Here is a 24,629-nt window from a genome sequence, read left to right as displayed (position 1 = left end):
AAGGCTTGTTGTGAGGTTAAATATCACCATCTCAAGTTTTCTTTGATCTAAAATACACTTTCTTCTAAAAAGCAGTAAAATACCTCCCGTGTTTTATATCCTCAAAGAGTAGCAATGACCGATCTTCCACAAGATGAATATGACCGCCGTTTTGCAGGTGTAGCGAAAGTTTATGGTGATTCATCATTCCAGCACTATGAAAAAAGTCATGTGATGGTGATTGGGATTGGTGGTGTTGGTAGTTGGGCGGTAGAGGCTTTGGCACGCACGGGTATTGGTGAGATTACTTTAGTCGATATGGATGTGGTTGCGGCATCAAATGTGAATCGTCAGTTGCCTGCGATGACATCAACTCTAGGCTGTGAAAAAGTTGAGATTATGGCGGAGCGTTGTCGCCAAATTAACCCACGTATTAAAGTTAATATTATTGATGACTTTTTAACCCCTGAGAATGTCACCGAGATTTTAAAGCCTGTACCTGATATTATCTTGGACTGTATTGATGACGTTAAAGCGAAATTGGCTTTAATGCTTCATTGTCGTTTTAATAAAATTCCTTTGATTGTTTCGGGCGGAGCAGGTGGTAAACTCGATCCCCTTAAAATCCGTGTGGCTGATTTATCAAAAACAGAACAGGACCCGATGTTAGCGAAGCTCCGTAGTCAGCTTCGTGCTCGAGGTATTTGTAAAAAGCCAAAAGAGAAATTTGGAATTACCTGTATTTACTCAATCGATAACCCATTTTCTAATGCTGATGTCTGCCCATCGGCAGGGTTACGCTGTGGTGGATATGGTTCGGCGGTAGTGGTGACGTCAAGCTTTGCGATGATTGCTGTAGCTGAAGTTTTGAAGAAACTCGATTTAAAGAAAGCATAATTTAAATATTGAAGAGGCATGCACTTATGTGAGTGCATGCCTTTTGTTTTTTGAGTAAAGTTAAAATTGATTTAATCATATAACTCTATGTTGTCGTGTTTGGGCTGTGTTGGGAGCTGTTGATCATAAAATTTAAAGCACCATAATATTAGAACAACAACGGTGAAGATGGCTAAACCTTTTAAATACTTCATGAATAATTCAATCAAGTGAATGGTCTTGATAAAATTCTAGCGAAGGCAGTCTATCTAATCTAATATAGAAAATAGACCTAATGATCTAATTTTGAGATAGAAATGCTCACATTAAAACAATTCCAATATTTTATAAAAATCGTTGAAGAAGGAAGCTTTACCGCGGCTTCTGAAAAGCTATTCATAGCTCAGTCTGCTTTAAGTCGGCAAATTAAATTATTAGAAGAAGAAATTGACTTTAAATTATTTGATCGTACTGATAAGAAAGTGAAACTGACGACAGCGGGAGAGGTCTTCTATAAAAAAATAAAAGATAATATGCATTATTTAAATGAGATTATTGGCGTTTCTAAGAATATTGCAGAAGGAAAAAATCGCCAGATTAAAATTGCTCACTCGAGCAGTATTGTTATGGATGCTAAAAAGGTTCAAATATTAAAAGAAATTAGCTTAGAGCAAAAAATTAACTTTGAGATAAACACGTTGTCATCTGAGCATCAGGTTTTGGCTTTACTGAATGGGGAGGTTGATATTGGTTTAATTAGACCACCAGTTCGGCATACATTAGATGATGTCAATGTTCTTAAATTATATGAAGAACCTTTAATGGTGGCCGTGCACATTGATCATGCTAAGTTTACAAATAAAGAGAAGTTGGAAGTCAAAGATTTAAAAGAGGAATACTTTGTTTCTACACCACATTCTAAAAGAGGTGGATTAAGCTATTTAGTTTCAAATCTATGTTTAGTCGCAGGATTTACCCCACAAAAAGCCCCAATTCAGTCACGTAAGATTTCACAGTTACAACTTGTGGCTGCAAATGTTGGTGTAAGTATTGTGCCTAAAGAATTTCAGCAGATCTTGCCTGTTCAGGTAAAACTATTGCCTTTAACCGATCAGCTATCACTTTCAGAAGTAGTTTTGGTTTATAGAAAAGATCATGATGAAATAATTCAGCATTGTGCTGAACGCATCCATCAAGTTTTTCAATTTTAGGAAATTGATTAGGCAGCTAATCTATAATAAGTATAAGTAACATTATCGTCTTTATAGACATCATAACTACTTTGTTTGAAGTCAGAAACCCACTCACTTCCTGTATATCCAGCGATATGTCCATAAACATGGTTGCGGGTTCGGTGAATGATGTAAATATCACCTTCCTGAGGTTCGTCGAAGGCTGGATCAATTTCTTTATAGCCAATCTTTTTAAGAGTATCACCCCAATCTGAAGCTGCAATTGGATGGTTTTCAACATCGGCACCAGCAGATTCGAGCGCAAGGCGGATACTGCGTGCGCATCTCGCTTTACTGCGTCTAGATGTAATACTTTCTAATTTTTCTACGAACTTTTCTACATCAATGGGAGGATTAGTTGAGGTTTGAGTTTGATGATTATTGGGTTTCATGGTGAAAGGATAAGGGAGGCTTGGTGTGCTGTGCGATACAACAATGGCTGCCTGATTTGAATCCTGATACATGTAATTATCAGCTACTTGTCCGTCATAAATAATCATCGTGAAATCTCTACCGTGCTACCCATGTCCATATTAAAAAAATCACCACCTACCTGTGGCGTTCAGAGATACTAATAGGCGTACCTTAAAAGTTTTGTCTATGTTATGTAATAACGTATCTTTTTTCCAGAGGCTTGTGCTTTGAAGTGAAAAGATGCTCGTCAAAAGGTTTATTAAAAACAGTAAAACTTAAATTATTGACATTATTATAAATAAATAATAAATCAGAACTTAAATTTGAATATTTTGCTTCAACATTTGCGAATATACTCAAAATCTAAGTCGCTGATTTAAAATGCCACATTTTCTTACAATTTAAGAAGTCGTCACCAACTTAAACTTGCTGCTCTTTTAAATATTCTTCAGTGCGAATCATAGTAGCTTGCATGTTTTGAATCGCATTTTCAACGTCAGCTAAAGTTTTTGCATTTCCGCCACTTAGCGCTTGACGCCATTTACGAGCGCCTGGCAAGTTTTGGAATAAACCTAAAATATGACGTGTAATGATTGAAAGAGGGGCACCTTCAGCCATACGTTGTTCAATATAAGGCAGCATTTGTTCCATAATATCGAATCGATCTGGTGCTTCTAAATTCCAAAGTTGGCCGAGCTCAGCAAGTAGGTAAGGGTTATGGTAGGCTTCACGGCCAATCATGACACCATCAACATGCTGTAAATGTGTTTGAGTTTCGGCAAACGTTTTAATTCCACCATTAATTTCAATGGTGAGATGTGGGCGCTCTTGCTTTAAACGATATACATCTTCATAGCGTAAAGGTGGTACTTCTCGGTTTTCTTTCGGAGATAAACCCTTCAAAATAGCAATACGGGCATGTACAACGAAATAAGTACAACCTGTTGCTGCGACAGTATCTACGAAATGTAGCATTTCTTCGTAAGACTGCATGTCATCAATACCGATACGGTGCTTTACCGTTACTGGAATCTTTACTGCCTTTTGCATGGTATGAATGCATTCAGCAACCAAGTCTGGCTCTGCCATTAAACATGCGCCGATTTTATTGTTCTGTACCCGGTCACTTGGACAGCCTACATTCAGGTTAACTTCATCGTAACCCCAGTCTTCTGCCATTTTTGTGCAGGTTGCAAGTTCTTCGGGATTTGAACCACCAAGTTGTAATACGATCGGATGTTCTTGTGCGCTGTAGTCCAAATGGCGTTTAGCATCGCCAAATAGGATTGCGCCTGTAGTGACCATTTCGGTATAGAGCACAACGTTTGGGTTAAACAACCGTGCAAAGAATCGGTAATCCTTTGTAGTCCAGTCCATCATAGGGGCTACTGAAATACGAGGTTGTAACGATTGAAGTGATTGCATAACCAATAGACCCAAAAGTCGCTAAATTAATGAAAGGGCAGCATTATACGGGGTTTGGCCCTGAATCGACAGTGGCTTTTAACCGAGTAATTTATAACCACCCTTGTGTTAAATATAGGAAGATGATTTTTAATAAATTACTTTAGCGTTAAGGCATTTGCTTTTTTTGTAAGAAAGCATCAATCACGCTAAATAAAATACAAAATACAACGAGGCCTACACCTGCAAGGCATGTCATAGTCCATCCACCACGATTCCATGCAAAAATCCCTAATGCCGAACCACCAGCACCACCAATAAAGTAAGTGGTCATATAAATAGCATTGATACGAGATTTGGCATCGGGACGTAAACGGAAAATAATACTTTGGTTACTGGTGTGTACCAGCGCCAGTGCCAATTGAATTAGAGCAAAACCAATGACATAAGCTGAAAGTAGAGTTTGTCCGAAATAGAAACAAATCCAACTTACCAAAAACAGCCCACAGCCCATCCAAGTGAGGAGGCGTGTATATCCTTGGTCGGCATATTTACCAATATAACGTGTAGATAAAGCACCAAAGATACCGACTAACGGGACTAGTCCGATAAATAGATCAGGTAAATGATGTGCCGAGGTGAGAAGTAACGCGATGGTGGAATATAGAATACTCACTGCTGCAAAGGCGAAAGCCCCTGTAAGTGCTCTTAATAATAGTCGCTTTTCCTCTTTTAAAAGCTGAGCCATGGAAACAAAGATTTGCCCATAGTTCATTTTCATGCGCATGACATAAGGCAGGCGACTTTTTAAGGTGTAGGCCAACATAAGCATTAACACACCACTGACTACATAAACTACTTTCCAGTGGAAAAGATTCGAAAATAAGCCTGCTAGACTGGTAGAGAGTAAAATCCCGACCAATAAGCCACTCATTAAAAAGCCAATAATTTCGCCTGTTTTTTCAGGTTTTACGGTCATTGTGGCAAGTGGAATAAGCACTTGAGCTGCAACAGAAAATAAGCCCGCTAAAATTGTACCAATCCATAGCATGGGCAAGTTAACAGCAAAAGCAGATGTAAATAGACCAATTGCGCAAAGCACCATCAAAAACGGAATAGCTTTAGCTTTATTAACAATATCACCCATCGGAACAATAAAGAGTAGGCCGAGGGCATAAGACACCTGAGCGAATGTCACTGTTAAAGCGGCTTGTGCTTGAGTTACAGCAAAATCTTGCTGAATAGAGTGAATCAGCGGCTGACAATAATAATTCACACCTGCACATAAGCCACATGCTGCTGCCATCAACCAAAGCAAAGGTTTATTTTGACTGATATCTTCAGGGGTAGACATGATGTTCTCTCAGTTTTATTGGGTGTATGCCGTTGCTTCAATTTCAATGAGCATATGTTCTAGTGCAAGGCATGGCACAGGAATGAGTGTACAGGCAGGAAAAGGATGATTTTTCCATAAATTTTGCATAATTTTAATCAAAATTTGATGTTTTTCGACCGAATGGTCAACAACTAAAACTCTTAACACGGCAATGTTGTTAAGCTCTGCATTGGCGGCTTTTAAAGCATGTTGAATATTATCAAAAACTTGGTTCGCTTGTTCTTCAAAATTTGAGCTTAATTCCCCTTTGGAATTTTCGCCGCCTTGACCTGCTACATGAATAATATTCTTAAAGTTTTTTACCACAGCAACATGGCTATAACCATTTGAGGTAGGATCATATAACGTTGATGGATTTATGATTTTAAAAGCTTCTTGACTCATGGGAACTCAACCGTTCATTAAAATTTAGATGAGTATCCAACCTCAACTTAAGTTGAGGTCAAGAGAATTTAATGTTTCAGTCTTTTCTTTCTTAATGTAATCATCATTACACCTACAATATTCAGTAGGCAGCCGACCCATTGCCATATATTTAGGTGTTCATTTAAAAAAGCCACGGCAAGTAAAATTGTTAAAACTGGTCCAATCGAAGCGATCATTGCTGATTGAGAGGCTCCTAACCGTTCAATGCTTTGCATAAGCATAACGGTGGGTAACACGGTAACTAAAAAGCCTAAGCCAATCCCATACCAAATCACGCTAGAGGGGAGTTGGAATAAAAGTTGAATAGGATGAGGTGTGTTTAATACATAGTGAGTTAATGTGCCGACACAAGCCACAGTTAGAGCTAACCCTGTGAAATTCCAAGAACCAAATTTCTTAATGAGAGGGGGTGTTAGTAATAAATAGCCGGCGAAAGCCACAGCGCTTGCAAATACAAAACTTGTTCCTAACCAGAAGTTGCCCTGAATTGGTGCGTTGTGGTGCTCCTGAAGCATAACCAGCACCGTTCCACCATAACTAAGAAAAATGGCAAATAAACTTTTTACATCTAATTTTTGTTTGTAGAGTAGACTCGAAACAATGACGGTGAGAGTAGGGTATAAAAATAGAATAATTCGTTCTAGAGAGGCGCTAATAAACATAAGACCCATGAAATCGAGCCAACTTGCAAAGTAGTAGCCTAATAGACCGGCAAAAATTAAAATTAGCCAATCCTTCTTTTTTATGCCCTGATTATGATGCCTGTTAAACCAGCAAATTAATAGAAAGAACGGTAAAGCGCTTAACATGCGTAAAGCCATCAGGACTGTACCGTCGACTAATGGAGAAAGGGCATAAGTCTGTTTAATAAAGATTGCTTTGGTACTGAATAAAAACGCAGAGCAAAGCGCAAAAAAAGACCCGATTTGAAACGATGATAAAGAAATTTTCATATACAGGACTGTATAAGAGAGACTATTGTCTGTAAAAAAAGAAAAATCTTCCTATATTACACCTCAAATCAAATATCGTGAATCATCAGTTCAAAATATGGGTATTTATTAAATAAATATTGGGTGGTATTTTAAAAAAGTTCAATTAGAATCCAAATTCTGTACAAAGAATACACATGGGGGAAACATTGCAGCTTGCAATGTTTTTGACAATGAGAAATTAGCTTGAGGAACGCTCATGCAGATCGGAATCCCAACCGAAACTGTCGTCGGTGAAAATCGTGTAGCTGCTACGCCAGAGACAGTAAAGAAGTTGATTAGCGCTGGTCATAGCGTTGTGATTGAACGTGGTGCTGGTGTAAAGGCTGCGTACATTGACAGTGCTTATGAACAGGTCGGTGCAACCATTACGGATGATGCCTATACGGGTAGTCAAATTATTTTGAAAGTTCGCGCTCCACAGGGCGGGGAAATTCAGAAACTTGCAGCAAATACCGCTGTTGTAGCAATGTTTGATCCTTATCGTAATACCGAGCTAGATCAGTTTGCGAATCAACAAGTGTCTGCTTTTGCTCTAGAACTGCTTCCTCGTACGCTTTCTCGTGCACAAAACATGGATGTGTTGTCTTCTCAAGCAAACTTGGCTGGTTATAAATCAGTTTTACTTGCTGCTGCTGAATATCAACGCATGTTCCCAATGCTTATGACTGCTGCGGGTACTGTAAAACCTGCACGTGTTGTGATTATGGGTGTGGGCGTTGCAGGTCTACAGGCGATTGCAACTGCTAAACGTTTAGGTGCAATTGTTGAAGCGACTGACTTGCGTCCTACAGCAAAAGATCAAGTTGAGTCTTTAGGTGGTAAGTGGTTAGACGTACCAATGTCTGAAGAAGAGCAACAACGTGCAGCGGATGCCGCTAAAAATGGTTATGGATGGATGCCGGGTGAGCAGTACATCAAAGACCAGGCTGCGATTGTAGATAAAGCTGTTTCTAACGCAGACATCGTGATTACGACTGCATTGCTACCAGGTCGTGATGCGCCACGTCTGATTAAAGCTGAAACTGTTGCCAAGATGAAACCGGGCTCTGTCATTTTAGATATGGCAGTTGAAACTGGTGGTAACGTTGAAGGCTCTAAAGTGGGTGAGACTGTATTTACTGAAAATGGCGTGAAAATTTTGGGTGTTCCAAATATTCCGGCCACTGTAGCAACAGAAGCTTCTGCATTGTATGCGCGTAACGTTTTTAATTTCGTAGAGACTTTATTCGACAAAGAGAAAAACTTTGCGATTAATCAAGAAGACGAGATCCAAAAAGCCCTATTGGTCACTCATGGCGGTCAAGTACTGCTTAAGCATGGTTAAGGAGATTTCTTATGGTTGAAACTATTACAATTTTCGTCCTTGCCATCTTCGTAGGTTATTACGTGGTTTGGGGCGTTACGCCAGCTTTGCATACGCCACTTATGGCAGTAACCAATGCGTTGTCATCTATTATTGTGGTAGGTGCGATGTTGCAAACCGTGGGTCTGCCAGTTTTAGGTGTAGATGCTAACGTTGCATTTCAAAGTGTGAATGTGGTGAGCGTACTCGGTGCGATTGCAGTATTTTTGGCAAGCATTAATATTTTCGGTGGCTTCGCAGTAACTGCACGCATGCTGGAAATGTTCAAGCCTAAGCAAAAGAAATAAGAGGGCTTTGACATGGAATTTATTCAAGCAAATGCAAACTGGTTATACCTTGTTGGCGCAATCCTCTTTATCTTGACGCTTCGTGGTTTGTCTGGTCCTAAAACAGCAATTCAAGGTAACCGTTACGGTATGATCGCGATGGCGATTGCAGTTGTAACGACTTTCTTTGTTGCTAATAATCCAGTGATCTGGATGATTGTTGGTGCAATGGTGCTCGGTGCAATCGTAGGTATTGCACGTGCTCGTACCGTACCAATGACGCAAATGCCAGAAACTGTTGCGCTTATGCACTCATTGGTTGGTTTGGCTGCTGTTCTCATTGCAATTGCTGCAATTTTACATAACAACCAACTTACTGAGCTATTCGCTCAAAATGAAGCGGCTTTAATAGCAGCTGGCGTGCAACATGCACACATGAGCAAGGTTCACTTGTTTGAATTGTTTGTTGGCTGTTTCGTAGGTGCGATTACCTTTACTGCATCTGTGTTTGCATACGGTAAATTGGCTGCGAAAAAATGGGCTAAAACAATTTCTGGTGCGTGGGTTAAACCTGTTCAAGCGCTTATCTTTATTGCGATGTTGGCTTGTGGTTTCTACTTCTTCACGACTGGCAACATGACTGCATTCTGGGCAATGACAGCTCTTGCACTTGCATTTGGTTGGGTTTGGATTGCGCCAGTAGGCGGTGGTGATATGCCTGTGGTGGTATCGCTTCTTAACTCATTCTCTGGTTGGGCTGCGGCAGGTATTGGTTTTACACTTGAAAACAATATGTTGATCGTTGCGGGTTCTCTCGTGGGTTCATCTGGTGCGATTCTGTCGTACATCATGTGTAAAGCAATGAACCGTTCAATCATCAATGTATTGTTTGGTGGGGCAATGGGTGGTGCAGCAGTTGCATCGGCAGATAAAGGTGAACAAGTTCAACGTAACCACCGTTCAGGTTCTGCTGATGATGCTGGCTTCTTGATGTCAAATGCTGACAGCGTTGTGATTGTACCGGGTTATGGTATGGCGCAAGGTCGTGCACAAAATGCTGTAAAAGAGTTGTGTGAAATTCTAAAAGAGCAAGGTGTTCGCGTTCGTTTCGCCATCCATCCGGTTGCAGGTCGTATGCCTGGTCACATGAACGTATTGCTTGCTGAAGCAGACGTAGCATATGAAGACATCTTGGAAATGGATGAGATTAACTCGGACTTCCCTGCAACCGACGTAGTACTTGTTATTGGTGCAAACGACGTTGTTAACCCTGCTGCAAAAGATGATCCAAGCTCACCGATTTATGGTATGCCGATTCTTGAAGCTCATAAAGCGCGTACAATCATGGTGATTAAGCGTTCTATGGCAACAGGTTATGCTGGTCTAGACAATGATTTGTTCTATAACGAAAAAACAATGATGATCTTTGGTGATGCCAAGAAAGTTGTTGAAGATATGACGAAAGCAATTAACGGTACAGGCCACTAAGTTGCTTTGAAATAAAAAACCACCTTCGGGTGGTTTTTTATTTGGCTTTATTTTTAAAGAAATTTTTCTACCAGATCCATAGACTGTTGATACAGGTCACGTGCCAGTTGCTGATTTTTAGCATGTGAGGATTTCCAGTCTGGCATATGTGCACTGACATATTCGCCGTTGCGGTTTTGCCATGCATCTCCGATTGCCATTTCTGTAATGAGCTTTGCTGGAACTGAGGTTGGAACCAAGCCTAATTTCATCGCTGCATAAACCGGCTTTGGTAATTCACGATAAATATCAGAAGCAACACCGCCGGGGTGTAATGCATTATTGGTAATTGAACTTTCTGCGAGTTGCTCTGCTAATGCATTGCTAAACAGTAAATTTGCAAGTTTTGATTGCCCGTAATAGAAAAGGGGATTGTAAAAACCTTCTGCACGAAACTTATTGGGTTTAATTGAGCCAACCCAATGAGCAATAGATGCAAGATGGATGATGCGTGCTTTTGGAGACTGTTTTAAAACTGGAAGTAATTTTTGAGTGAGTAAAAAATGGCCTAAATAATTAACCCCAAATTGTTGCTCAAAACCCTCTGTGGTTAGTTGCTTTGTTCTGGAAAATAAGCCTGCATTATTAATGAGTACGTCAAGATTGCCATATTTATCTGCAATTTCATCGGCAGCTTTTCTAGTTAATTCAAGACTATTTAAGTCGAGAGAAACGACATTGACTTGGCCTTGGTCGAGTGAGCGTAGTTTGTTTTGTGCCTCTTGTGCTTTTTGTGGATTTCGACAAGCCAAAATCACATGTTGTCCTTGTTTAACAAGTTGTTCTGCTGTGGCAAAACCAATCCCTGTGTTGGCGCCCGTAATTAGTATCTTCACTTTCTGTACTCCGGTTATGCTAATTATTGGTGAGAACTTTAAGAATTTGTATAGTGCGATAAATCTGACAATTTGTCATGTCAAATTTGGTCGTAACTGCTAATTGGTTTCTTAGAGATAGTAGATGATAATTAAAAGGGGCTAAATTGCTATTAGTGAAATAAAAAAGCGGCTCAAAAGAGCCGCTTTTTTTAAAAGCAAAATTTTAAGCAACCGACTCTGGAGCGGTACGCCATAAGCTTTCTAAATCATAGAATTTACGAGCTGTTGGTAGCATTACATGTACTACAACAAAGCCGAGATCAATTAAGATCCATTCTGCATCTCGTTCACCTTCAACACCAATCGGGCGGAAACCGGCTTTACGAGCTTCTTCTGCAACATTGTCAGCAAGTGCTTTGACATGGCGAGTAGAAGTACCACTTGCAATTACAATAGCATCAGCGACATTGCTAATTGAGCTAACATCTAACTGGAGAATATCTTTTGCTTTTACATCAACTAAAGCGTCGTGGACGACTTTGAGACAAGCTTGTACGTCTTTATTTGAGGTATTCATTGCGAAATCGTGAGAATTAGACACGCTGGGCGATGGTTCTAAATTCATATAGGGTATATTTTCCTGACAATTACTCACTATCTAATATAGTGGTTTTCACGCTAAATTTCAAACAGAAGTCGTAACAGTTTATATATTTACATCATCAGAAAAGTATTTTTTCTTCCATGTAAACGACTGATTTGAACCATTTTCAGGTTTATATTCTGCTGCAATATAGTTCTGATATGAGCTTTGCTTTAACCAAGAAAAAATTTGTTCATATGGGATTTGAGCTGTATCAGGTTCATGGCGGCCTGGGCAGTCTGCAAATTGAATATGTCCAATTAAGTTAATATTCTCTTGTAAACCTTCAAGTACATCTTCGCCCATCATCGCCATGTGATAGCAGTCATACTGCATTTTGAGAGTAGGTTGGTTGACCGCTTCGAGCATCTCTTGTGCTTGTGCAATGTTTTGCACTAAAAAGCGTGGCATATCAGTGCCGTTAATCATTTCAAAAACAGGCTCTATACCATGTTCACCGAGTAAATTGCAGGCAAGTTTTAGATTAGCTGCTAATGTTTTTAAACAAGGAAGCAAGTCTGCATCAAGCGGTTGTTTACCCGCTAAAATATTAACACGAGGAACGTTTAAAGCAGTGGCATAACGAATAGCCAATTCTAATGCTTCATGAAAAGCTGCTTCTTGGCCGGGTATGCCTGCTAAACCATTCCCGCCTTGCATAAGATCACCAGCAGGCACATTAATTAAGCAAAGGCTGAGATTGTAGCGTTCGAGTTGAGTTTGAATATCTTCAATCGTCAATTCATAGGGGAATTGAATTTCTACATATTCAAAGCCCTGTGCATGAGCCAGAGCGAAGCGTTCAATTAAAGGAACTTCGGTAAAAATCATGGATAAATTGACTGCAAGACGACCCATACTCAAACTCCGTTTATTTTTGCTCTACTAATTGAATCATAGTAGCTAAATCTTTCTCGGCAAAGCCATTTTTTTGGTGAGTTTGTAGCTGTAATAGAGCTTTTTGTGCAACGGGGATGTCTAAATTAACATTGTTAGCCAATGTTACTGCGTTGTTAAGATCCTTAGATAATGTTTGAACTTTCCACTGAATAGGTTCAAATGTATGAGTTGCCATGCGTGGGGTTAGAATTTGAAAGGGTTTAGAGTCTGCAAATCCACCCGCTAAGGCTGGAGCGAGTAAAGTTGTATCTACACCCGCTCGGTCTGCAAGCGCGACAGCTTCTGCAATAAGTGCGCTGTTGGCTGCAACGATGAGTTGATTACAAATTTTGGTGGCTTGACCAGTTCCTGTGTCTCCCATGCGTGTTACACGTTGAGATAGAACATTATAAATAGGCGTTAACTCTGTAATTGTTTGAGCATCACCGCCTGCAAAAATGACAAGTGTGCCTTGTTCTGCCCCAGCTGTTCCTCCCGACACAGGAGAATCAATCCAAGTAACGTCATGCTTGGCAGCCTCTTGAGCAAGTGTTTTTGTTACAGCAACAGATAAACTTGAGAAATCAACAATCACCTGTTTAGCTTTTAAGTGAGGTTGGATTTGCTCAAATACACTTTGTATGGCTTGGTCATCTGCGAGACAAGTTAAAATAACAGGATATTCGCCAATATTTATAAGATCTAAAGGCTGTGCGCCGATATCAATCAGTTCTTCACACGCAGAAGAGGTTCGGTTCCAAACAGCAACTTGAAAACCTGCCTGAATAAGACGGGTTGCCATGCGGCTTCCCATCAACCCTATGCCTAAAAAAGCAATAGGGGTGTTGCGATCAAAATTCATAATCTAAGCTCTTTATTTATATTGGCGTGGTAAAAAATTAACTTCCGGATGTTTGTCTTTTTTACGAGCAAGCTTGCTATTTTTACCAAGTAATAATTTAAGTTGCCAGATTTTTTCTAAACGTAATGATTTTTCTGGTTGGTGCTCCATCGCATCAAGTACACGTTTTGCCGCAGTGAGCGCATCTGGTGAGCGCTGTAACATTTCAGCTGCAATTTCATTTGCTTTCTCTAGTGGAGCGTCGCTTAAATGAGTGACAAGACCAATTTCTTTTGCATAATTTCCATCGAAAACACGAGCGGTTAAGGTGAGTTCTTTTGCAAGGTCAACGCCAATTAAACCTTTCAATGAACGAGTAAGTCCCATATCTGGAACTAAGCCCCAACGACTTTCCATAATCGACATTTTAGTGTCAGGGTGAGAAATCCGAATGTCGGCTGCTAAGGCAAGTTGCATGCCTGCGCCAAAACAGTATCCTTCTAGTGCCGCAATCACAGGTACAGGTAAATTTTGCCAAATAAGAAATGCTTTTTGAAATAGGCTTTGGCCTGGTTTTACAAGCTCCCAAATGGCAAAAGCAGAATTTTTTGGATTGTTTAGGTCGGATAAATCAATTCCGGCGCTAAAAACTTGTGCTTCACCTGTCAAAATCACACAGCGAATATCACGGTCCTTTTTAATGGCTTTTGCTGTTGAAACAAGTTCTTTTAATAAGGCAAAACTCATGGCATTGCGTTTGTCAGGACGGTTTAAATATACCGTTGCAATGCCATTATTCTTTTCAATACGTAAGAGTGCCATGAGATTTCCGCTTCTTTTTTTATAGATAAGCGGAGCATAACATGGCTGTAATTTGGAAACATGACAGCCCAGTCATGCCTGTTTTGTAGATAGATTAGTCAGGAATCACCAAGATTTGATGAGCTGCACTTTCTACTTCTTTTACAACAAGTCCTAACTCGTCGAAGCGTCTCATCACTTCTTCAATGAAGCCTTCATCTGCTATACGGCGTTCTTTACGTAGTGTTGAAATAAACTGCTCAAAGTCACCAGTCACTTGTTGTAGTTTTGGAGTACCTACATAGCGAGTAGCGCCATAAAGACGATGTAAAACATGCTCAAGTTGAGGGAAGTCTTCAAGCTCAATAAGCTGCTGCATTTCATCTAGCTCAATTGGGAAACTATCAACTAACATTTTTAGTAAGTCTTGAGCTAAGTCTTCTTTATTTGCTGCAAGCTGCAAGCTTTGTTGCCAATTTAAAATTTGCGGATCTAAAGCTTCTGCAACGACATGATGGTCTTTCTCTAGTGCTTTTGCCGCAAAGTTGTTTTTAGTCCATTGCGTTAAAATCTGGATAATTTGTTCCATTTGAATTGGCTTGGTGACATAGTCATTCATGCCGACTTTGAGAAGCTTTTGCTTTTCATCAGCAAGGGCGTGGGCTGTTAATGCAATAATTGGAAGCTGCATTTCGCCGTCTAAAGTTGACTCTAGCGAACGAATAGCGCGAGTGGTATCAATACCTGACATAACAGGCATTTGAATATCCATGAACACTAAATCAAATGGTTTGAGCTTTTGATCGATTCGCTCTTGGATGAGGTTTAAGGCTTCTTGGCCGCTGAGTGCTTTAGTTGTTCTAACGTTGAGTTCACCTAGCAGAGCTTCTAACACAATTAAGTTAGGTAAGTGGTCGTCGACTGCCAGAATGTGTAAACCCTGCCCATTAAAGTCTTGTTGTTCCTCTTCAAAAATAGGTTGATCATTTAATAATTGAATGAGTCCGCTTCGGCTTAATGGTTGATAGAGAGGGCGAGCACGATATTCATTGAGCATATTTGGCTCAAGCGTCATTTGATAACCATAAACTGCCAAATTACCTTGATAGCGGCTGCGAATTTCTTTTAATAAGGCTTCAGTGTCACCACTGTGGTCAACAATAAGCCATGTATTATCTTTTTGATCAAGATGTTTTAAACGACTAAATAAATCCAGAATCGATTGTGTCTCGATGTGAGGAACATGATAGTTTTCAAGGTAGTAACGTAAAACACTTGCGGTAGCAGGGTGTGCAAGATAAGACACCACTTGTAAATGTTCAAAGTGTGGATGTTCAATCTCGTAATCTTCATCTACTACAAATTGTGCGGTAAACCAGAACGTAGAGCCTTTTTCTGTTGGAGCGCGTTCTTGGTTATCTTCAAAGCCAATTTGTCCATGCATAAGATGAACAAGCTGTTTCGAAATAGCTAGACCTAAACCTGTACCGCCAAATTGACGTGTAACGGATGCATCACCTTGCGAGAATGATTCAAATAGTTTTTTACGGTCTGTACCGCTTAAACCAATACCACTGTCTTGCACACTAAAATGAAGTAAGCATTGTCCAATATCATCATGTTCCATACGAACACGAACAATAATTTCGCCGTCTGGAGTGAACTTAATCGCATTCGAAATCAAGTTAGTCAGAATTTGTTTGAAGCGTAAAGCATCACCAATCACTTGTTGTGGAATGTTGTCGGCATAATAAAAAGCCATAGCAATATGCTTTTGGGCAGCCAGTGGAGACAACATATCCATGACATCAAAGACAGCTTCTTCTAAATCAAACGGTGCTGTTTCTAGCTCTAATTTACCTGCATCAATTTTTGAAAAATCTAATACATCATTAATTAATGCCAATAAATGGGCTGATGACTTGCGAATAGTTTGTAGGTAAAGATTTTGTTCGTTATTTAGGTTTTGTTGACGAAGTAATAAATGAATAAAGCCATCAATACTATTTAGAGGGGTTCGAAGCTCATGACTAATATTGGCAAGGAAAACTGATTTGGCTTGGTTCGATGAAATCGCTTGGTCACGTGCTTGACGATAGGTAATATTTTGAACTTCTAAAGTATCTAAAGTTCTACGTAGGTCTTCTTCGGTTTGTTCAGTATGTTCTTTTAACTCTAAAAAGCTAAAGTGCAATCGTTTAACGACATTTGCGATATCTCGCTGTAACAGGCGTAATTCACCAGTACTGTTAATCACCATGTGCTGGTCTAGTGTGTCAGCATTTAAACGTTGCAACTGCATGCGAATTTCATACATCGGCGCAATCCAGCGACGTGAATAAAAATTCAAACAAAGTAAAAGTAAGAGTAAGGTCATTAACCCAGTAATGACGAGGGCGATCAGAATGCGGTAACGAGCCAGTTCTAGTGGCTGATTATCCATTTCAATAACAAGCCAAACAGGTGCTTTTCCGGGTGTGTCGCTAATCCGTTGTCCATAAATATTATTGTGATTATAAGAGATTGGCCCAAAAAAATTATTGTTTTGTTTGAAGTTCGGCCAGTAGCGATTGTCGCGATAACCGATACTTAAATAGGTCTGACCATTACTGTCAATTAAAGCAGCACGTTTTAGATTTTTTTCACTAAACATGCTTTGCATGATGTGCTGAGCGTGATCATATTCATCGGGCTCTAGTTCAACCAGCTTATATAAATCGATCGCGATTTGATTGTAGCGAGCTAAGATTGCAGAGGCATGATGTAGCTGTTGTTGTTTTACTGAATGTGAGGTTTCAGTTAAAACCAGAAAAGCACCAACGCACGTTAAAATCATAATAGGCACAAAAATCAGAGCAATTAATTGCCCATATGCATGATTCAGACGTAAGCGTTTCGATAAGGTTTTATTGAAATTAGACATGGCTACATCAGATTTATCTCTCTGTACGGCATCTTATCACGCTTTATTTTAAAACAGACGGCATTTTATAAATGACCGAGCTTTAATCGCTTTTATGAAAAAGCATATTGAAATGGGTGCAGTACCAAGCATTTTTTCATACAATAGGCCCACCTCGATATAGGTGTTGATCATGAGTAATACACAACCTGATTTTTTAGCCGACGAATTTTTGTTAGATCACTATGTGGGTAACACACCTCTAGTCCGTTTGCAGCGTTTGGCGTGTCACACGCAGGCAACGGTTTTAGCAAAATTGGAAGGTAATAATCCGGCAGGTTCTGTAAAAGACCGTCCAGCATATAACATGATTATGCAGGCAGAAAAACGTGGTCAAATTAAGCCAGGAGATACCTTAATTGAGGCAACCAGTGGAAACACGGGTATTGCTTTGGCAATGGTTGCTGCAATGCGTGGCTATAAAATGAAATTAATCATGCCGGGGAATTCAAGTCAGGAGCGTAAGGATGCAATGCGTGCTTATGGCGCAGAATTGATTGAAGCACCGAATATGGAAGCTGCACGAGATATGGCTCTGCAAATGCAAGCTGAAGGTCTAGGTCTGGTCCTTAATCAATTTGGCAATCCAGATAATGTCGAAGCTCATTACCTCACCACTGGCCCTGAAATTTGGAAGCAAACAGGTGGGAAGATTACTCATTTCGTGAGTTCAATGGGTACAACCGGTACCATTATGGGAATTTCAAAATATTTAAAAGAACAAAACCCAGATATTCAAATTATTGGGTTACAGCCTTCTGAAGGTTCAAATATTGCTGGTATTCGCCGTTGGCCACAAGAATATTTACCTACGATTTTCGATCCAAAGCGTGTTGATAAAATTATGGATATTCCGCAAATTGAAGCGGAAAAAACGGCTCGCCGTTTAGCACGTCAGGAAGGAATTAGTGCAGGTACATCTTCTGGTGGGGCAGTGTGGGCTTCAGTAAAAATTGCAGAAGAAAATCCGGATGCTGTTATTGTTTGCATTATCTGTGATCGTGGTGACCGCTACCTATCTACAGGACTGTTTTCAGTACAGGACGATAACTCATAATTGAGAGAAATCATGCGTTTCCCTACCTTAGTTTTTGATATTGAAACTTTAACTGATTTAAAAGCGGGAGCGCATTTATATCATCTTGATTTACCTGAGACCGATGTAGAGCAAGCGCTCACAAAACTCCGTCGCCAAGAATCTGGCATGGATTTTCAGCGTTTACCTTTACATGAAATCGTTTGTATTTCTGGTTTATGGGTGGATGAGTCTGGTTTTAGATTATTTTCTTTTAGTCGAGAACAATATTCTGAAGCCGAAATTTTGCAGAAATTTTTATCTATTTTTGATAAGCGCCATCCGACTTTAGTGAGTTGGAATGGCTCACAATTTGATTTACCTGTCATTCTGTTTCGCGCGATGTATCATGGGCTTTCTGCACCGGGTCTATTTGATCAAGGTGAAATTGATAGCCAAAAGCGTTTTAATAATTACCAAAACCGTTATCACCATCGCCACATCGATTTAATGGATGTGATGGCAATGTTTAATGGCCGTAATTTTCAAAAGCTTGATGATATTGCCTGTATTTTAGGTTTGCCGGGTAAGCGTGGTGAGTCGGGTTATCATGTGCCTGAATATGTCCGTAATCAACAGTGGTTAAAATTGACTAGCTATTGTGAAGGGGATGTGCTCAATACGTGGTTTATTTATTTGCGTTGGTTAGTGCTAAAAGGCCAATTGAATGCAGATGAACATAACCACTGGATCAGTTCGAGTATTGAATATTTACAGACTATCCCTCAGCAGGCCGATTTTCTTGAAGTATGGGAACGTACTTCGAAACATACTGAATTTACTTCTCACTATTTTAATTCTTCAGATTTTTAGGTTCATCCTTTGAAACAACAAGCCAAATCTCGCAACCTCCAACAGCCCGAATATATTTTTCAGGTTGAAACACTTTCTCATGAGGGGCGGGGAATTGCGCATTATGGTTCTCATCCTGATCATCCAGCAGATAAGCATGGCAAAAAAGTTTTTATTCGTTATGCATTGCCCGGAGAAACTGTAAAGGCTCGGATTACCCATCAAGCGAAGCGCCTTGAAGAGGCTGAGATGTTGCAGTTGTTAGGAGAGCCTTCAGCACATCGTATTGAGGCAATTTGCCCTCATTATGGTGTTTGTGGTGGCTGTAGCATGCAGCATATCCATCCTGATGAACAAATTCGTTTAAAGCAAAATGTACTCCAGTCACATTTACAGCATTTTGCAGGTATTCAACCTGAACAATGGCTAGAACCGATTCGATCTTTACAAAGTGATTATCGTCGTCGTGCTCGAATAGGTGTGCGCTATCTGCCAAAACCAGATCGATTAATTATGGGGTTTCGAGAACATCACAGTAATCGTCTAACTTCGATCCATAGCTGTAGTGTTTTGGATAAAAATTTATCAAATAGTCTGCCTGAGTTACGTACTTTACTCCAAAGTCTAAAAGGCAAAGCACACATTGGTCATGTAGAATTAGCAAAAGGTGATAATGAAGTTTCTTTATTGGTTCGTCATGTAGAAAAATTAAACAATTCTGATGTCAACCAATTAAAGCAATTTGCGTTACACAAAGGCTGGCAGTTGTATTTGCAACCTAAAGGTCCAGAAAGCATTCATCGTGTTGATGATGAGCAAGGTGCTTCACGTTTACATTATGCCTTAGAAAGATTTAATGTAAATTTTGCTTTTTCGCCATTGGATTTTACTCAGGTCAATGCCACAGTAAATGAACAGATGGTTCAATTGGCATGTGAATTGCTTCAATTGCAACCAGGTGAAAAAGTACTTGATCTATTTTGCGGTTTGGGCAATTTCTCACTTCCGTTAGCACGATGTGTTGGTGAAAGTGGGCAGGTTGTCGGTGTTGAAGGAAGTGAGGAAATGGTAGAGCGGGCAACAGCTAATGCAAAATGCAATAGTTTGGTGCAGGCGACCTTCTTTTCACAAGATTTAACAAAAGATTTTTCGCATCATTCTTGGGCGAATCAAGGATTTGATGCATTATTGATTGATCCTCCTCGTGCTGGTGCATATGAAATTATGCAGTATGTATCAAATTTTGGAGCAAAAAGAATCGTTTATGTATCATGTAATCCAGCTACACTGGCAAGGGATGCGGGTGTTTTGGTCCAATATGGTTACCAGTTAAAAAAAGCAGCGGTGATGGACATGTTTACACATACCGAACATGTTGAATCCATTGCACTATTTGAAAAAATTCAAGAGATAAACGATTAAAAACATGAGTTACATATTGAGGAGAATGGTATGGTCACAGTACGTGAACAGTTACCTGAACAACTAACTGAGTTGTCCGAGGAAACGACTGTAGAGCATGCCGCCGAAACGCAAATCGGTTTAGCCTCATGGTTGGATCGGGTGCGTGAAATATTAGACGGGGCGAAGCTTGAACAGCTTGAGCAGGTTGCTCATTTAACCCTGCAAAAAGAGTTAGACTCAACGGTTAATCATCGTTCAAATACTTTCGCTACAGGCGTTGGAATGGCCGACATTCTGGCACATTTGCATGTAGATGAAGATACTCTATCGGCAGCAATGCTCTATCGTAGTGTGCGTGAAGACATTACCGATATAGAAGAAGTAAAACAGAAATTCGGAGAGCAAGTTTATAACCTTGTCAAAGGTACTTTGGCGATGGGTAAACTCTCAGAACTCATTGAGAAAAATAAACGGTTAGAAGATCATTTTAATAATAATCAGCGAGAACATTTAAGCGGCATTTATAAAATGCTGATTTCAGTGACCGAAGATGTTCGTGTTGTTTTAATTAAACTTGCTGAACGTACCTATTCTTTACGAGAGTTGGCAAATTCCTCTCGCGAACGTCAAGAACGTGTAGCACGTGAAATTCTTACTATTTATTCGCCTTTGGCACATCGACTCGGTATTGCTCAGCTTAAATGGGAACTTGAAGATCTAGCATTTCGTTATTTGGCTCCAGACCGCTATAAAGAAATTGCTTCATTACTCAATGAAAAGCGTTTAGAGCGTGAGCATTATATTCAGTTCGTTATTGATCGTTTGAAAAATGAGTTAGCGTCTTACGGCATCGAAGCTGAAATTACAGGTCGTGCAAAACACATTTATTCGATTTATCGAAAAATGAAGAGCAAAAACCTGAGTTTCGACCAACTTTATGACATTCGTGCTTTGCGTGTATTGGTCAATAGTGTGCCAGAGTGTTATCACTCTTTAGGTATCGTACATCAAATCTGGCGCCATATTCCGCATCAGTTTGATGACTATATTACCAACCCAAAAGCAAATGGTTATCGCTCATTACATACTGCTGTAATTGCTGAAAATAAATCTCTTGAAGTACAAATTCGTACTCATGAAATGCATGATGAAGCAGAGTTAGGTGTTTGTTCGCACTTTAACTATAAAGAAGGTTCAAAGAATACTGACCATTCTTTTAACCATCGTTTGCATTCATTGCGTGCTGTTTTAGAGCACTATCAAGAACGTAATGATACGACAGTACATCAAAACGAAGATGAAACAGAAGGCTTTGAACAGTTACAAGACTTTGAAGGCTTTGAGAAGATTTATGTTTTTAGTCGTGATGGCGATATTAAAGAATTGCCGCGCGGTTCAACAGTTTTAGATTTTGCCTATCACGTGCATACAGAAGTAGGGAACAAATGTTATGCGGCGCGTGTCAACCAGCGTTACGTGCCACTTACCTATACTTTAAAAACGGGTGAGCAGGTTGAGATTTTAACTAAAAAAGATCGTGAACCAAACCGTGACTGGTTGGTGAACTCTCTAGGTTATATTAAAACCTCACGCGCACGTGACAAGTTGCGTCATTGGTTTAGACAGCAAGATCGTAGTAAAAATCTTGAAGTAGGCCGAGAACTCCTTAATAAAGAGTTAGCTCGTCTAGCGATTCATCCAAAAAGTATCGACCTAAACGATTATTCGTCACACTTTAATGTGAAAACGGGCGATGACATTTTAGTAAGTCTGGTTAGTGGTGATATTAGCTTACATGCCTTGATTAATCAGGTGAATCGCCAAATGCATCTAGATCAGGATGAGCCTGAGCTAGTACTTAAACCAACATTAAATCCGCGTGCTAGCCATACGCTATCAGCACATGGAATTTTAATTGATGGTTTAGATAATGTAGAGCTTCACATTGCTCAATGTTGTCAACCAGTGCATGGTGAATCAATCGCTGGATATATTACTTTGAATCGTGGTGTTAGCATCCACAAAGTCATTTGTTCTGACTATCAGCGTATGATTAAGCAAGAGCCAGAGCGTGCTGTTGAAGCTGATTGGGAAATGCAGCCAACACGTGGTCAAAGCGTTCAGATTGTGGTGGAAGCTTATGATCGTCGTGGCCTGCTTAAAGACCTAACTCAAGTGATTTTCTCTGACCAGATCAATATTCGTCAGGTCAATACAATTTCTGAGGCAGATGGTATTGCTAATATGAAGTTGCTCATTGAGGTTAAAGGTTTAGCACAGCTTTCTCGCTTATTGGCTCGCTTAGAGCAGCAACCGGGAATTATTAGTGCGCGACGTATGATTCAAGGCGTTTAATAAATTGAGTAAAAAGGCTGTCAAATGACAGCCTTTTTTATTGCAAATTACTTTCTCGATAAATAAATATTAGTAAGTCGGTTTAAAAACTGAGGGCTTAATGTTGAGAGCTGATAAAGCAGTTTGGTTTTTATGCCAACCGGAGTGTGAGTAGGTGTCCAAAAGTGAGCTTTTTTCTCTACAAGCGTAAGCACCTGCTGAGCAATATCATTTGGGGTTAAATCTATTCCCATATTTTGAATGGTGCCTGCATCCATATTGTTAACCATTGCGGTTTGTACAAATAGCGGCATTACATCTAAAACACGAATACCATATTTTTTCCATTCGACATCCAAACCTTCGGTAATTCCGCGAACTGCAAATTTACTGGCTGAATAAGAAATCAAATCAGCTTGCCCATAAATTGCAGAGGCCGAAGAAAGGTTGATGACGCGTGCAAAAGACGCTTGTTTTAAATAGGGTAGAGCAGCATGACAGCCATTGATGACACCATTTACATTAATATTTATTGTTCTTTGATGAGCTTTAATATCAGTTGTTTCAAATGCTCCAGAATATAAAATACCGGCATTATTGACCAATATGTTGAGTTCGCCAGCCCAGTTGGTAAATTCTTTTAATATGTGTTGCCATTGATTGTAATCGCTTACATCTAGGTAGCCGGCACGAGCATTTGGCCCTAAGGTATTTGCTAGTTCTTGAGCAAGCGATTCATTAATATCATAAATGCCTATTTTATATCCTTGTTTGTAGAATACCTGTGCAATTTCAGCCCCAATACCTTGAGCAGCGCCACTAATCAGAATACTGTATCCCATATTTTTTCTCTTTCTCAGTACAATAGTGCGACTGATTTAATCGCTTTGATTTTGATCATAGCAAATTAAAATCTTAGTTTTACTGACCGACTTTTTAAACTTGAGGGTTACCATGGATAAATTGCTTAAAATTATGCAAGAGTTACGTGAAAAATGTCCGTGGGATCAACAACAAACCCCAATGTCACTGACTAAATATGCGATTGAAGAGGCATATGAAGTTGAGGCGGCGATTCGTCAAGGCGATATGAATGAAATCCGAAATGAGCTGGGAGATTTGTTATTACAAGTTGTATTTCAATCACAGATGTTTAGTGAGCAAGGTGCTTTTAACTTTCAAGATGTTGTTGAGGCAATCAGTGAAAAGCTAATTCGTCGTCATCCTCATGTTTTTCAGGCAGATCAATTTAATAACTTAACCCCAGAACAAGTCAGTGAGCTTTGGAAACAAATTAAACAGCAAGAAAAACAAGGGAAGCCACAATCAAGGTTGGACGAAATTAAACATGGACCAGCTCTATTACACGCACAAGAAATACAAGCAAATGTTGCTAAGGTTGGCTTTGATTTTGAAACAGTAGAAGATGCTTATGAAAAACTAGAAGAAGAATTAGGTGAGTTTAAGCAGGCATTAAAAAATAAAAATATTGATGAAATTCAAGATGAATTTGGCGATTGCCTGTTTTCATTGGTCAATGTTGGACGTAAACTTGCGATTTCAAGTGAAACATCACTTTTATCAACAATACATAAGTTTAGAAGTCGTTTTGCTTTTATTGAAGACCAGGCGCAAAAACAGCAAAGAACACTAGAAGACATGACTTTGTCTGAAATGGATGAATTGTGGAATCAGGCAAAGCGGCAATTAAAGTTAGGGGAAAAAACACATGCAGCTCAGCATGAATCTTTGGAAGAATAAACACTATATTTTCATTGCTTTATTTTGGAGCCTGATTTCATCAAATTTTGTTCACGCTCAATCTTTTGATCAAAATTTTAAGGAGTGGAAGGCGAAGCAACAAATGTATGATCAGAGGTTGAGCATGCAACACGCCTCTCATTCTAATGCTTCAAAAAGCTCATCTATGACTGATTCGTCAGGACAAATTCGCTTGAATCAAGCCAATATTGATGAGCTTCAAAAGCTAAAAGGTATTGGTGAAAAAAAGGCTCAAGCGATTGTAGAATACCGTCAAAAGAATGGTGGCTTTAAAAATATTGATGAATTTAAAAATGTAAAGGGCATTGGTCCAGCCATTTTTGAAAAGAATAAAGCACGTTTGACTTTATAAATTATCTGTCTGTCAATTGTCATTTCATGCGCAAACTACAGAGAATCAAATTGCCCTTTGTGTGCGTT

The 24,629-nt window shown here is 39.6% G+C and carries 24 protein-coding genes; 11 read left to right on the top strand and 13 right to left on the bottom strand.

Annotated elements, in window-relative coordinates; genetic code table 11:
- Positions 1–114: 114 nt before the first annotated feature.
- Positions 115–876, top strand: coding sequence for a tRNA threonylcarbamoyladenosine dehydratase (locus F931_RS15450; protein ID WP_016142203.1), 762 nt, complete (start codon positions 115–117; stop codon positions 874–876).
- Positions 877–947: 71 nt separating this feature from the next.
- Here the strand turns inward: F931_RS15450 and F931_RS22210 are convergent, their stop codons facing one another.
- Positions 948–1,070 (bottom strand): hypothetical protein, encoded by a 123-nt coding sequence (locus F931_RS22210; RefSeq protein WP_080649510.1) that lies wholly within the window; start codon positions 1,068–1,070, stop codon positions 948–950.
- A 96-nt stretch (positions 1,071–1,166) separates the two neighbouring features.
- On the opposite strand from F931_RS22210, the gene F931_RS15445 reads away from it, so the two are divergent.
- Positions 1,167–2,066 carry a LysR family transcriptional regulator gene (locus F931_RS15445; RefSeq protein ID WP_080649509.1) on the top strand — a complete coding sequence of 300 codons (900 nt, stop codon included), beginning with the start codon at positions 1,167–1,169 and terminating at the stop codon, positions 2,064–2,066.
- An 8-nt stretch (positions 2,067–2,074) separates the two neighbouring features.
- Here F931_RS15445 and F931_RS15440 read toward each other — a convergent pair whose 3' ends face one another.
- From F931_RS15440 to F931_RS15420, 5 genes are all read right to left on the bottom strand, one after another.
- The gene (locus tag F931_RS15440) at positions 2,075–2,587 is read right to left on the bottom strand and encodes a hypothetical protein (RefSeq protein WP_016142201.1); all 513 of its coding nucleotides are present in this window, start codon (positions 2,585–2,587) and stop codon (positions 2,075–2,077) included.
- 334 nt (positions 2,588–2,921) lie between these two features.
- Positions 2,922–3,926 (bottom strand): tRNA dihydrouridine(20/20a) synthase DusA, encoded by a 1,005-nt coding sequence (dusA, locus tag F931_RS15435; RefSeq protein WP_016142200.1) that lies wholly within the window; start codon positions 3,924–3,926, stop codon positions 2,922–2,924.
- 148 nt (positions 3,927–4,074) lie between these two features.
- The gene (locus F931_RS15430; RefSeq protein WP_016142199.1) at positions 4,075–5,259 is read right to left on the bottom strand and encodes an MFS transporter; all 1,185 of its coding nucleotides are present in this window, start codon (positions 5,257–5,259) and stop codon (positions 4,075–4,077) included.
- Between the two features lie 15 nt (positions 5,260–5,274).
- Positions 5,275–5,685: a RidA family protein gene (locus tag F931_RS15425; protein ID WP_016142198.1), complete on the bottom strand. Its 411-nt coding sequence runs from the start codon at positions 5,683–5,685 to the stop codon at positions 5,275–5,277.
- A 68-nt stretch (positions 5,686–5,753) separates the two neighbouring features.
- A complete protein-coding gene (locus tag F931_RS15420; RefSeq protein WP_016142197.1) occupies positions 5,754–6,680 on the bottom strand; it encodes a DMT family transporter in 927 nt (308 codons plus the stop codon).
- Positions 6,681–6,918: 238 nt separating this feature from the next.
- Between F931_RS15420 and F931_RS15415 the strand changes: the two genes are divergently transcribed.
- The 3 genes from F931_RS15415 to pntB are packed head-to-tail and all read left to right on the top strand — an operon-like array spanning position 6,919 to position 9,839.
- Positions 6,919–8,046 (top strand): Re/Si-specific NAD(P)(+) transhydrogenase subunit alpha, encoded by a 1,128-nt coding sequence (locus F931_RS15415; protein ID WP_016142196.1) that lies wholly within the window; start codon positions 6,919–6,921, stop codon positions 8,044–8,046.
- A gap of 11 nt (positions 8,047–8,057) precedes the next feature.
- Positions 8,058–8,372 (top strand): proton-translocating transhydrogenase family protein, encoded by a 315-nt coding sequence (locus F931_RS15410; RefSeq protein WP_000230434.1) that lies wholly within the window; start codon positions 8,058–8,060, stop codon positions 8,370–8,372.
- 12 nt (positions 8,373–8,384) lie between these two features.
- The gene (pntB, locus tag F931_RS15405; RefSeq protein ID WP_016142195.1) at positions 8,385–9,839 is read left to right on the top strand and encodes an NAD(P)(+) transhydrogenase (Re/Si-specific) subunit beta; all 1,455 of its coding nucleotides are present in this window, start codon (positions 8,385–8,387) and stop codon (positions 9,837–9,839) included.
- A gap of 53 nt (positions 9,840–9,892) precedes the next feature.
- Here the strand turns inward: pntB and F931_RS15400 are convergent, their stop codons facing one another.
- From F931_RS15400 to barA, 6 genes are all read right to left on the bottom strand, one after another.
- Positions 9,893–10,714, bottom strand: coding sequence for an SDR family NAD(P)-dependent oxidoreductase (locus F931_RS15400; RefSeq protein WP_016142194.1), 822 nt, complete (start codon positions 10,712–10,714; stop codon positions 9,893–9,895).
- Positions 10,715–10,919: 205 nt separating this feature from the next.
- On the bottom strand, positions 10,920–11,321 hold the full coding sequence (gene rsfS, locus F931_RS15395) for a ribosome silencing factor (protein ID WP_001047580.1): 402 nt from the start codon (positions 11,319–11,321) through the stop codon (positions 10,920–10,922).
- 81 nt (positions 11,322–11,402) lie between these two features.
- Positions 11,403–12,197 carry a hydroxypyruvate isomerase family protein gene (gene hyi / locus F931_RS15390; RefSeq protein WP_016142193.1) on the bottom strand — a complete coding sequence of 265 codons (795 nt, stop codon included), beginning with the start codon at positions 12,195–12,197 and terminating at the stop codon, positions 11,403–11,405.
- Positions 12,198–12,210: 13 nt separating this feature from the next.
- Positions 12,211–13,080, bottom strand: a complete 870-nt coding sequence (glxR, locus tag F931_RS15385) for an NAD(P)-dependent oxidoreductase (protein ID WP_016142192.1) — start codon at positions 13,078–13,080, stop codon at positions 12,211–12,213.
- Between the two features lie 12 nt (positions 13,081–13,092).
- The gene (locus tag F931_RS15380) at positions 13,093–13,881 is read right to left on the bottom strand and encodes a crotonase/enoyl-CoA hydratase family protein (protein ID WP_016142191.1); all 789 of its coding nucleotides are present in this window, start codon (positions 13,879–13,881) and stop codon (positions 13,093–13,095) included.
- 94 nt (positions 13,882–13,975) lie between these two features.
- Positions 13,976–16,783, bottom strand: coding sequence for a GacS-like sensor histidine kinase (gene barA / locus F931_RS15375; protein WP_016142190.1), 2,808 nt, complete (start codon positions 16,781–16,783; stop codon positions 13,976–13,978).
- 172 nt (positions 16,784–16,955) lie between these two features.
- Between barA and cysM the strand changes: the two genes are divergently transcribed.
- The 4 genes from cysM to relA are packed head-to-tail and all read left to right on the top strand — an operon-like array spanning position 16,956 to position 22,448.
- Positions 16,956–17,879, top strand: coding sequence for a cysteine synthase CysM (gene cysM, locus F931_RS15370; protein ID WP_016142189.1), 924 nt, complete (start codon positions 16,956–16,958; stop codon positions 17,877–17,879).
- Positions 17,880–17,891: 12 nt separating this feature from the next.
- Positions 17,892–18,710: a 3'-5' exonuclease gene (locus F931_RS15365; RefSeq protein ID WP_016142188.1), complete on the top strand. Its 819-nt coding sequence runs from the start codon at positions 17,892–17,894 to the stop codon at positions 18,708–18,710.
- A gap of 9 nt (positions 18,711–18,719) precedes the next feature.
- Positions 18,720–20,111, top strand: coding sequence for a 23S rRNA (uracil(1939)-C(5))-methyltransferase RlmD (gene rlmD / locus F931_RS15360; RefSeq protein ID WP_016142187.1), 1,392 nt, complete (start codon positions 18,720–18,722; stop codon positions 20,109–20,111).
- A gap of 30 nt (positions 20,112–20,141) precedes the next feature.
- Entirely contained in the window at positions 20,142–22,448 is a 2,307-nt protein-coding gene (relA, locus tag F931_RS15355; RefSeq protein WP_016142186.1) for a RelA/SpoT family protein, read from the top strand.
- Positions 22,449–22,495: 47 nt separating this feature from the next.
- Here the strand turns inward: relA and F931_RS15350 are convergent, their stop codons facing one another.
- Positions 22,496–23,269 carry an SDR family oxidoreductase gene (locus F931_RS15350; protein ID WP_016142185.1) on the bottom strand — a complete coding sequence of 258 codons (774 nt, stop codon included), beginning with the start codon at positions 23,267–23,269 and terminating at the stop codon, positions 22,496–22,498.
- 112 nt (positions 23,270–23,381) lie between these two features.
- On the opposite strand from F931_RS15350, the gene mazG reads away from it, so the two are divergent.
- A complete protein-coding gene (mazG, locus tag F931_RS15345) occupies positions 23,382–24,188 on the top strand; it encodes a nucleoside triphosphate pyrophosphohydrolase (protein WP_016142184.1) in 807 nt (268 codons plus the stop codon).
- Entirely contained in the window at positions 24,157–24,561 is a 405-nt protein-coding gene (locus F931_RS0103915) for a ComEA family DNA-binding protein (protein ID WP_025470379.1), read from the top strand. The genes mazG and F931_RS0103915 overlap by 32 nt, the downstream gene beginning before the upstream one ends.
- Positions 24,562–24,629 lie beyond the last annotated feature (68 nt).

The sequence above is a fragment of the Acinetobacter pittii ANC 4050 genome (assembly GCF_000399685.1).
Classification (GTDB): Bacteria; Pseudomonadota; Gammaproteobacteria; order Pseudomonadales; family Moraxellaceae; genus Acinetobacter; species Acinetobacter pittii_E.
The sequence above is the reverse complement of the archived record's forward strand: the minus strand, read 5'-3'. Positions and strand labels throughout refer to the sequence as shown.

Coding starts and splice junctions, on each gene's coding strand:
- F931_RS15450 (WP_016142203.1), top strand. CDS start 115: ATGACCGATCTTCCACAAGATGAATATGACCGCCGTTTTGCAGGTGTA.
- F931_RS22210 (WP_080649510.1), bottom strand. CDS start 1,070: ATGAAGTATTTAAAAGGTTTAGCCATCTTCACCGTTGTTGTTCTAATA.
- F931_RS15440 (WP_016142201.1), bottom strand. CDS start 2,587: ATGATTATTTATGACGGACAAGTAGCTGATAATTACATGTATCAGGAT.
- dusA (WP_016142200.1), bottom strand. CDS start 3,926: ATGCAATCACTTCAATCGTTACAACCTCGTATTTCAGTAGCCCCTATG.
- F931_RS15430 (WP_016142199.1), bottom strand. CDS start 5,259: ATGTCTACCCCTGAAGATATCAGTCAAAATAAACCTTTGCTTTGGTTG.
- F931_RS15425 (WP_016142198.1), bottom strand. CDS start 5,685: ATGAGTCAAGAAGCTTTTAAAATCATAAATCCATCAACGTTATATGAT.
- F931_RS15420 (WP_016142197.1), bottom strand. CDS start 6,680: ATGAAAATTTCTTTATCATCGTTTCAAATCGGGTCTTTTTTTGCGCTT.
- F931_RS15415 (WP_016142196.1), top strand. CDS start 6,919: ATGCAGATCGGAATCCCAACCGAAACTGTCGTCGGTGAAAATCGTGTA.
- F931_RS15410 (WP_000230434.1), top strand. CDS start 8,058: ATGGTTGAAACTATTACAATTTTCGTCCTTGCCATCTTCGTAGGTTAT.
- pntB (WP_016142195.1), top strand. CDS start 8,385: ATGGAATTTATTCAAGCAAATGCAAACTGGTTATACCTTGTTGGCGCA.
- rsfS (WP_001047580.1), bottom strand. CDS start 11,321: ATGAATTTAGAACCATCGCCCAGCGTGTCTAATTCTCACGATTTCGCA.
- hyi (WP_016142193.1), bottom strand. CDS start 12,197: ATGGGTCGTCTTGCAGTCAATTTATCCATGATTTTTACCGAAGTTCCT.
- glxR (WP_016142192.1), bottom strand. CDS start 13,080: ATGAATTTTGATCGCAACACCCCTATTGCTTTTTTAGGCATAGGGTTG.
- F931_RS15380 (WP_016142191.1), bottom strand. CDS start 13,881: ATGGCACTCTTACGTATTGAAAAGAATAATGGCATTGCAACGGTATAT.
- barA (WP_016142190.1), bottom strand. CDS start 16,783: ATGTCTAATTTCAATAAAACCTTATCGAAACGCTTACGTCTGAATCAT.
- cysM (WP_016142189.1), top strand. CDS start 16,956: ATGAGTAATACACAACCTGATTTTTTAGCCGACGAATTTTTGTTAGAT.
- F931_RS15365 (WP_016142188.1), top strand. CDS start 17,892: ATGCGTTTCCCTACCTTAGTTTTTGATATTGAAACTTTAACTGATTTA.
- relA (WP_016142186.1), top strand. CDS start 20,142: ATGGTCACAGTACGTGAACAGTTACCTGAACAACTAACTGAGTTGTCC.
- F931_RS15350 (WP_016142185.1), bottom strand. CDS start 23,269: ATGGGATACAGTATTCTGATTAGTGGCGCTGCTCAAGGTATTGGGGCT.
- mazG (WP_016142184.1), top strand. CDS start 23,382: ATGGATAAATTGCTTAAAATTATGCAAGAGTTACGTGAAAAATGTCCG.
- F931_RS0103915 (WP_025470379.1), top strand. CDS start 24,157: ATGCAGCTCAGCATGAATCTTTGGAAGAATAAACACTATATTTTCATT.